The organism is Streptomyces sp. NPDC002125 (assembly GCF_053593715.1).
In genome coordinates this window covers 22,182-30,050 of sequence record NZ_JBSFDD010000046.1, presented here as the reverse complement: position 1 = coordinate 30,050, position 7,869 = coordinate 22,182, and the positions used below count along the sequence as shown (strand labels likewise).

The 7,869-nt window shown below is 74.8% G+C and carries 6 protein-coding genes; 1 reads left to right on the top strand and 5 read right to left on the bottom strand.

All coding sequences use genetic code 11. From position 1 onward, the window contains the following. Positions 1–98 precede the first annotated feature (98 nt). From ACWCQM_RS39785 to fmt, 4 genes are all read right to left on the bottom strand, one after another. Positions 99–1,091: a sugar-binding transcriptional regulator gene (locus tag ACWCQM_RS39785; protein ID WP_450919947.1), complete on the bottom strand. Its 993-nt coding sequence runs from the start codon at positions 1,089–1,091 to the stop codon at positions 99–101. A gap of 133 nt (positions 1,092–1,224) precedes the next feature. Next, on the bottom strand, positions 1,225–1,908 hold the full coding sequence (gene rpe, locus ACWCQM_RS39780) for a ribulose-phosphate 3-epimerase (protein ID WP_267076824.1): 684 nt from the start codon (positions 1,906–1,908) through the stop codon (positions 1,225–1,227). Between the two features lie 103 nt (positions 1,909–2,011). After that, positions 2,012–3,445 (bottom strand): RsmB/NOP family class I SAM-dependent RNA methyltransferase, encoded by a 1,434-nt coding sequence (locus ACWCQM_RS39775; RefSeq protein ID WP_450919946.1) that lies wholly within the window; start codon positions 3,443–3,445, stop codon positions 2,012–2,014. A 155-nt stretch (positions 3,446–3,600) separates the two neighbouring features. Beyond that, entirely contained in the window at positions 3,601–4,533 is a 933-nt protein-coding gene (gene fmt / locus ACWCQM_RS39770; RefSeq protein WP_450919945.1) for a methionyl-tRNA formyltransferase, read from the bottom strand. Between the two features lie 307 nt (positions 4,534–4,840). Between fmt and ACWCQM_RS39765 the strand changes: the two genes are divergently transcribed. Then, the gene (locus ACWCQM_RS39765; RefSeq protein ID WP_450919944.1) at positions 4,841–5,353 is read left to right on the top strand and encodes a hypothetical protein; all 513 of its coding nucleotides are present in this window, start codon (positions 4,841–4,843) and stop codon (positions 5,351–5,353) included. A gap of 66 nt (positions 5,354–5,419) precedes the next feature. Here ACWCQM_RS39765 and ACWCQM_RS39760 read toward each other — a convergent pair whose 3' ends face one another. Continuing rightward, entirely contained in the window at positions 5,420–7,564 is a 2,145-nt protein-coding gene (locus ACWCQM_RS39760; protein WP_450919943.1) for a primosomal protein N', read from the bottom strand. Between the last annotated feature and the right edge of the window lie 305 nt (positions 7,565–7,869).

Sequence of the window (7,869 nt, the reverse complement as noted above, 5' to 3'; positions counted from 1 at the left end):
CTTCACCAAGCTCGGCGGCAAGATCGTGGGCACCGACCACGTGAACCCCGAGGAGCGCGACTTCAACGCGGTCGCCACCAAGGTCAACCGTCGCCGGCTCAGTCGTCGGGGTCGGCCCGCTCCAGGGCGGGGCGCAGGCCCGCGGCGGACTCCGTCAGGAGGTAGTCGGCCGCCGCCGTGTCCGTGACCAGGCTGGTGACCAGGCCCGAGCGCAGCACCGCACCGATCGCGGCGGCCTTGCGCTGGCCCCCGGCGATGGCCACCACCTCGGGAATCCGGCGCAGCCTGTCGGCCTCCACGGTGATGCACCGCTCGCCGAGGTCCCGGCCGACCCTGCGTCCGTTCGCGTCGAAGAGGTGCGCCGACATCTCCGCCGCCACACCGAGCGAGGCGTAGTGGCCGCGCTCCTCGTCGGAGAGCATGTCGTGGACGGTGGAGATCCCGGGTTCCCACGATCCGATGGAGACCGCGGCGACCGTCACCTTGTCGAAGTACTCGAAGGCGCGGGCGATACCCGTCTGGTGGCGCAGCGCCGCCGCCGTCGCCGGGTCGGGCAGCAGCATCGGCGCGTAGATGGGATGCGCCTCGCCGCCGGACACCTGCGCGGCGCGGCGGACCGCCTCGACCGAGCCGCGCTCGGCCGTCCCCGCGTCGTAGACGCCCGTCAGCTGCACGACCGTGCAGGGCGGCAGCCGGTCCAGCGCCGCCGCCATGTGGATGGTGGAGCGGCCCCAGGCCAGCCCCAGCACATCGCCCTCGTTCACCAGCTCGCCGAGCAGCTCGGCCGCGACCTCACCCAGGTTCTCCGGGTCGGCCGCGTCGTCCTGCTCCTCCGCCGGGGACTCGACCACGACAGCGTGCCGCAGGCCGTAGCGTGCCCGGAGCGCGTCGGAGCGCTCCGCGTCCAGCTCCGCCGGTACCCGGATCTCGATCCGTACGAGATCACGCTCGAGGGCGGTCTCCAGGACCCTGGCCACCTTGAAGCGGCTGACGCCGAACTCCTCGGCGATCTGGATCTTGGACTTTCCCTCGAGGTAGAACCGGCGGGCCATGGCCGCCGCCTGCACCAGCTCCGCGGGTCCCATCCGCATGGCTGACCGACCCGCCGAGATGCCAGACACCGCGATCTCCTCACTGCTGTTCACACGCCCGATACGCCGTTCATCCTGTCAGATCCGGCGATCCTTGATCCGGCCCGTCGGGCCGCGTTCATCTGCTCTTGTCTCAGTGGCCGCACGCCCAGGGGGCGGCGGCGGTGGCCGTCTCCGCCTGCGCGCGCAGCGCCCGCACCGCCTCGGCCGGGTCCTCGGCCCCGTACACGGCCGAACCCGCGACGAACACGTCCGCGCCCGCCTCGGCGCACCGCTCGATGGTGGAGGCGGACACACCGCCGTCGACCTGGAGCCACAGTTCGAGACCGTGCTTGGAGATCAGCTCACGGGTGCGGCGGATCTTCGGCAGCATGATGTCCAGGAAGGCCTGGCCGCCGAATCCCGGCTCCACGGTCATGATCAGCAGCATGTCGAGCTCGGGGAGCAGGTCCTCATACGGCTCGATGGGCGTGGCGGGCTTCAGCGCCATGGAGGCGCGCGCCCCCTTGGCCCGGATCTCCCGCGCCAGCCGCACGGGCGCGGCGGCGGCCTCCGCGTGGAAGGTCACCGAGCCCGCGCCGGCCTCGACGTACTGCGGCGCCCAGCGGTCCGCGTTCTCGATCATCAGGTGGCAGTCCAGCGGGGTGTCCGTGGCCTTGCTCAGCGCCTCCACGATGGGAACGCCGAGCGTCAGGTTGGGCACGAAGTGGTTGTCCATGACATCGACATGGAGCCAGTCGGCGCCTTCGACGGCCTTCGCCTCCTCGGCGAGACGTGCGAAGTCGGCGGACAGGATGCTGGGGTTGATCTGGGCCATGCACCCAAGCCTGCCATGCTCCGGGCCACTTCCCCGCCTCGGTGCGCCTCAAAGCCTCACGGGATCATTACGGTTCGCGCATTCCCGGCTATTCCACCCGCGCTCAGCCCGTGCGGCGCAGCAGCGCGAGGTACATCGCGTCCGTGCCGTGCAGGTGGGGCCACAGCTGGACGTCGGGCCCGTCGCCCAGCGCGGGCACGCCCGGGAGCAGCGGGCGTGCGTCGATCCACTCGGCCTCGGCGGACGCGCCGCCGCGCCCCTTGAGCACGTCCTCGACGACGACCCTGGTCTCGGCGAGGTGCGGGGAGCAGGTGGCGTATCCGACGACCCCTCCGACCCGTACGGCCTTCAACGCCTCGCGCAGCAGACCGCGTTGCAGCGGGGCGAAGCTCTCCAGGTCCTCGGCTCGGCGGCGCCAGCGGGACTCCGGGCGGCGGCGCAGCGCGCCGAGGCCGGAGCAGGGCACGTCCATCAGGACCCGGTCGAAGGAGCCGGGCCGCCACGGCGGCCGGGTCCCGTCTGCGGTGATCACCTGGTACGGCCCGGGGTTGCCCGCGAGCGCGCGCTCGACGAGCCGTGCGCGGTGCGGCTGCTTCTCCGCGGCGAGCAGGGTCGCGCCGCGTCCGGCGGCGAGCGCGGCCAGCAGGGCGGCCTTGCCGCCGGGGCCGGCGCAGCCGTCGAGCCACCGGGTGTCGTCGCCCTCGACCGGCGCGTTGGCCAGGGCGGCGGCGACGAGCTGGCTGCCCTCGTCCTGCACACCGGCGCTGCCGTCCCGCACGGCCGCCAGGGCTCCGGGCTCGCCGCCCTCGGCCATCCGCACGGCGTACGGCGACCAGCGGCCGGGCAGGCCGCTCTCCTCGCCGAGGGCGTCCAGCAGCTCGTCGGTGGTGGAGCGGCCGGGGCGGGCGACGAGCGTCACCTCGGGCCGCTCGTTGTCCGCCTCCAGCAGGTCCTCGATCCCGGCCCGGCCGCCGCCCAGGGCGTCCCAGAGCGCGGAGACGATCCAGCGGGGGTGCGAGTGGACGACGGAGAGGTGCTCCTCGGCGTCCTCCTCGTACGAGGGGGCGACGCGCTCCAGCCATCCGTCGAGGTCGTGCGCGGTGACCTTGCGCAGCACCGCGTTGACGAACTTGGCGCGGCCCTCGCCGAGCACCACCCGTGCGAGCTCCACACTGGCCGAGACGGCGGCGTGGGTCGGGATGCGGGTGCCGAGCAGCTGGTGGACGCCCATGTTGAGCACGTCGAGCACCGGCGGGTCGACCTCGCGCAGCGGCCGGTCGATGCAGGCGGCGACGATCGCGTCGTAGGTGCCCTGCCGGCGCAGCGTCCCGTAGACCAGCTCGGTCGCCAGTGCCGCGTCCCTGCCCTCGAAGTCGCCCTTGGCGCGTGCCTTCTTCAGCAGCGGGGGGAGGACGAGGTTGGCGTAGGCGTCGCGCTCGTCGACGGCCCGGAGCACCTCGAAGGCGAGGAAGCGGACCGGGTCCTTCTGGGGACGGCGGTGCGGCTTGGCGGGACGGCGTCGCTGCTGGTCGTTCACGTGAAAGGTGCTCCGCTGATGGTGAGGGGGCGAACCCGTCCAGCGTACGTCGCCCGCCCCGGGGCGCCGTCCACCGTACGTCGCCTCCCGGGGCGCCGTCCCTGGGCCGTGGCGGCACCCGGGCCCCCGCCTGGAGCCCGGGGCCCTCGCGGACCTCAGAGGCCCAGCAGCTCCCCGTGGGCGATGCGGACTCCGCGGGCCCAGTCGGCGGCCCGCATCGGCTTCTTGCCCTGGGGCTGGACCCAGAGGAGCTCCACGGCGTGCGAGCCGGTGCCCACGTACACGTTGTTCTTGCCGGCGGACAGCTCGCCCGGGGCCAGGTCGGTGCGGTCCAGGACAGGCACGGCCTGGACCAGCTTGAGGCGTTCCCCCCGGAAGAGGGTCCATGCCCCCGGGGCGGGGGTGCATCCGCGCACCACCCGGTCGACCCTGAGCGCGGGCGCGGACCACTGCACCTGGGCGTCCTCGACGGTGATCTTGGGTGCGAGGGTCACGCCCTCCGCGGGCTGCGGGACGGCGTGCAGGGTGCCGTCCTCGATGCCGTCCATGGTCGCCGCGAGCAGCCCGGCGCCCGCGAAGGCGAGCCGGGTGAGCAGGTCGCCGCTGGTGTCGGTGGTCCGGACCTCCTCGGTGAGGACCCCGTAGACGGGCCCGGAGTCCAGCCCTTCCTCGATCAGGAAGGTGGAGGCGCCGGTGACCTCGTCCCCGGCCATCACCGCGTGCTGCACGGGCGCGGCCCCGCGCCATGCGGGCAGCAGGGAGAAGTGCAGATTGACCCAGCCCCTGGCCGGCACGTCCAGCGCGGTCTTCGGCAGCAGGGCGCCGTACGCGACCACGGGGCAGCAGTCCGGCGCGATCTCGCGCAGCCGCGCCAGGAAGTCCTCGTCGCGGGGCCTGGCGGGCTTGAGCACCTCGATGCCCGCCTCCTCGGCGCGCTCGGCCACGGGGCTGGCGACGAGCCTGCGCCCTCGCCCGGCCGGGGCGTCGGGTCGGGTCACCACGGCGGCCACCTGGTGGCGCTCGGAGGCGATCAGGGCGTCCAGGGCGGGAACGGCGACCTCGGGGGTGCCTGCGAAGACGAGCTTCATGGGTGGCGGACTGCCTCTCGGGCCGGTACGTACGTGGCGAGCAGCACACCAGTCTAAGGGCTGTCCCGTCATCCCTGGCGGGCGCACGACGACAGCTCCCCGGGGCCCGGCCCCGGGGAGCGTACGCAGACCCGGGGCCGTGCGGTGACGGGGAGCGTGCGGGGGTGCGCGCGCCCCGCGCACGTGCACATACGCCCCTGTTGCGTGACCACATGGCCGGGTGACGCGTTGGTCAAGTGAGATTGACCGAAGTGGACCGCCCTCACGCGGTCCGATCCCTTTCAACGCCGGTTCGAGAGGCTTCTTCATGGCCGACCACGCAACCCATGACGCCCAAGCGCGTGCCAGCCTGCATCTGTTGGTGCGGGACATCGAGCGGGTCCGGCGGCAGGTGGACGCCCTGCGCACCCTCACTGCGCAGCTGGGCAACGTCTACCGTCCGCGCCGCTCCGGCCCCTCCGCGGGCTTCGTCGTCTACGGGAGGGCGCCGGCCCCGACGGTCCGGCTCGCCCAGGAACTGCGGGACAGCGTCGAGACGCTGGTGACGGCGGCGGTGGACTTCGACCGCTCGCTGGGCTTCTCGTGGGACGCGGTGGGTTCCGCGCTCGGGGTCACCAAGCAGGCGGTGCACCGCCGTTACGGCGCTCGCCGCAACGCCCCGCAGCCCGGTTCGGCGGAGCAGGCTCCCGAGACCGTGACCCGCCCGCTGCCCACGGCGCAGGGCTCGTCCGCCGCGTTGCCCGTCGTGCCCGCGGCCCGCTCCATGCCGCCACAGCCGTCGGAGCGGCCGGGAGCGTTCCCCGGCCCGCGCAACGGTTGACCCCGGGGGCGACGGCCCTCCTCGCCTCCCCGGCGTCCCATGGCGCGGCTCGCGGCACCGGTTCCGTCAGCCGATGTCCGGCGGATCGATCCTGATCCGCACCGGATCTCCGGTGCCCCTGGCCGTACGGGCTGCCTGCGCCGCTTTGAGCGCGGATGCCAGAGCAGCTCCGCGCCCGGGCGGAACCCTGACCAGCGCCCGGTCCCAGGTCTCGCCCGGCGGGGCGTCCCCCTGCCTGCGGGGCCTGCCGGGAGCGCCGCCCGGCACCTGCACCGGGCCGAGCACCTCCGCCTCGGGGGGCAGCTCGGTCCCCGCGAGGAAGGCGGCCACCGCCTCGGCGGGGCCTGTCACCGAAGCCATCCGGGAGACGGGCGGGAATCCGAGCTCGGCCCGCTCCGCGAGCTCACGGCGGGCGTGGCCGACCGGGTCCCAGCGGACCAGTGCCTGGACCGGCCGCAGGGTCGGCTCGGCCACGATCACGACCGTGCCGCCCTCGGGCTGACCGCGCACGAGTGCGGCGGCGGCCGTCCAGCGGCGCAGCGCCTCTTCGCCCGCCCGCAGGTCGGGCCTGCCCACCATCGCCCAGCCGTCCAGCAGCAGGGCGGCGGCGTAACCGCCCTCGGCCACCGGCTCGGCCCCCGGGGTGCTGACGACCAGAGCGGGCTGGCCCGGCACGGAGTCCAGCACATGGTCCCGGCCGGACGTCCGCACCGGAACGGCGGGAAAGGCCCGCCCCAGTTCCTCGGCGGTCCTGCGGGCCCCGACGATCTGTGCCCTCAGCCGCACTCCGCCGCAGGCCACGCAGGTCCAGGCCGTCTCGGCCCGCCCGCACCAGGCACAGTCGAGGTCCCGCTGATCGGGGGCCTGGAGCGGCCCGGCGCAGTGACGGCACCGTGCGGGCTCCCGGCAGCGCTCGCAGGCCAGCCGGGGGGCGTAACCGCGGCGCGGCACCTGGACCAGCACCGGGCCGCTGCGCAGGCCGTCCCGCACGGTCTGCCAGGCCAGGCTGGGCAGCCGCGCCGAGCGGGCCGCGCCGTCCCGCGCGAGCTCTCCGTCCCCGACCGTACGCACGAGAGGCGCGGCGATCCGCAGCTGCTCCCGGTCCGCGCGCAGGGGCAGGGCCCAGCCGCTCTCGACCAGCTGCGCGGCCTCGACCGTGCAGTTCGTCCCGCCCAGCAGGAACGCGCACCTGCCGTGCGCGGCCCGGAGCTCCAGGACCTCCCTGACGTGCGGGAACGGGGCGTTGTCGTCGCTGTGGCTGGAGTCGCCGTCGTCCCAGACGGCCACCAGCCCCAGATCGGCGACGGGCGCGAACATCGCGGCCCTGGTCCCGACCACCGCGCGCACCGAGCCCCGCCGGACCGCGAGCCACTGGCGGTAGCGCTTCTCGGGGCCCGAGTCGGCGGTCAGCAACGCGTGCCGGCCCTCCCCCAGGACCCCGGTGAGGGCGGTGTCGACCCGCCCGGCGCTGCGCCCGTCCGGCACGACGACGAGCGCGCCGCGTCCCGAGGCGAGGGTGGCGGCCACGGCGCGGGCGATCTCCTCGGGCCAGTGCGGTCCGGGCAGCGCGGTCCACACGGCCCGGGGCGCGCTGCCCTCGGCGAGCGCCCGCAGGAATCCGGGCCCCTGGGTGTAGCGCTCCCAGGTGCCGGGTTCCGGGGCCGGGGGCGGTGGCAGGGGCGCGGGCGAAGGCTTGGACTCCGCCCGGCCGTTCCTGGGCGGCACGGCGAGCTGCAGCACATCGGCGAGGCTGCCGGCGTAACGGTCGGCCACGGCCCGCGAGAGCTCCAGCAGCTCCGGGCCGAGCACCGGCTCCGGCGAGACGACGTAGGCGAGGGCGGCGAGGGCGCCCTGATAGTCCGAGGAGGCGCGACGCTCGATCAGGAAGCCGTCGATCAGGCCGCCGCCCTCGCGCCTTCCGCCGCGGACCTGCCGTCCCCCGGCGCCGAAGCGCACCCGGACCCGGACGCCGGGGCGGGCGTCGGCGTCGAGCTCCTCGGGGACGGCGTAGTCGAAGTACTGGTCGAGATGGAGCGCGCCCTTGTTCACCAGGACGCGGGCGACCGGGAGCTCCGCGGCGAGCGGGGCGCCCCGCCAGGTCCGGGGCTTGGCGCGCGGCACCTTGGCCCGGCGCACGGTCTCCCGGATCAGCGCAAGCTGCTCCGGGGCCCCGGCCTCGGGCTCGTCGGAACGCTCGTCGTCGCTGCTCACAGCCAAATTCCTACCAGACGCCACCGACAGCGGCGCCGGACACCGAAACGGCTCCCGAGTTCATGTCCGGCCGCGGTGGGTCCTTTCAACACGGGGCAGTGCCCCGCTCCAGAAGTATCCGCGGCCTCCGCACCGGGAGCCGACGCCATTATGGGGCACGGCACGTGGGCGCCGCACCCCGCTTTCCCCACGCGCATCACACGGCGCGCACGCGCCGCCCGGGGATGCCCCGAGCGGCGGACCCACGGGCTGGGCGGAAGACGCGCACCGGGGCCCGGACACCGCGTCACGGTGTCCGGGCCCCG

Bases quoted from the DNA above. Each gene is read 5' to 3' on its own strand.
- ACWCQM_RS39785 (WP_450919947.1), bottom strand. From the start codon at position 1,091: ATGCGGATGGGACCCGCGGAGCTGGTGCAGGCGGCGGCCATGGCCCGC.
- rpe (WP_267076824.1), bottom strand. From the start codon at position 1,908: ATGGCCCAGATCAACCCCAGCATCCTGTCCGCCGACTTCGCACGTCTC.
- fmt (WP_450919945.1), bottom strand. From the start codon at position 4,533: ATGAAGCTCGTCTTCGCAGGCACCCCCGAGGTCGCCGTTCCCGCCCTG.
- ACWCQM_RS39765 (WP_450919944.1), top strand. From the start codon at position 4,841: ATGGCCGACCACGCAACCCATGACGCCCAAGCGCGTGCCAGCCTGCAT.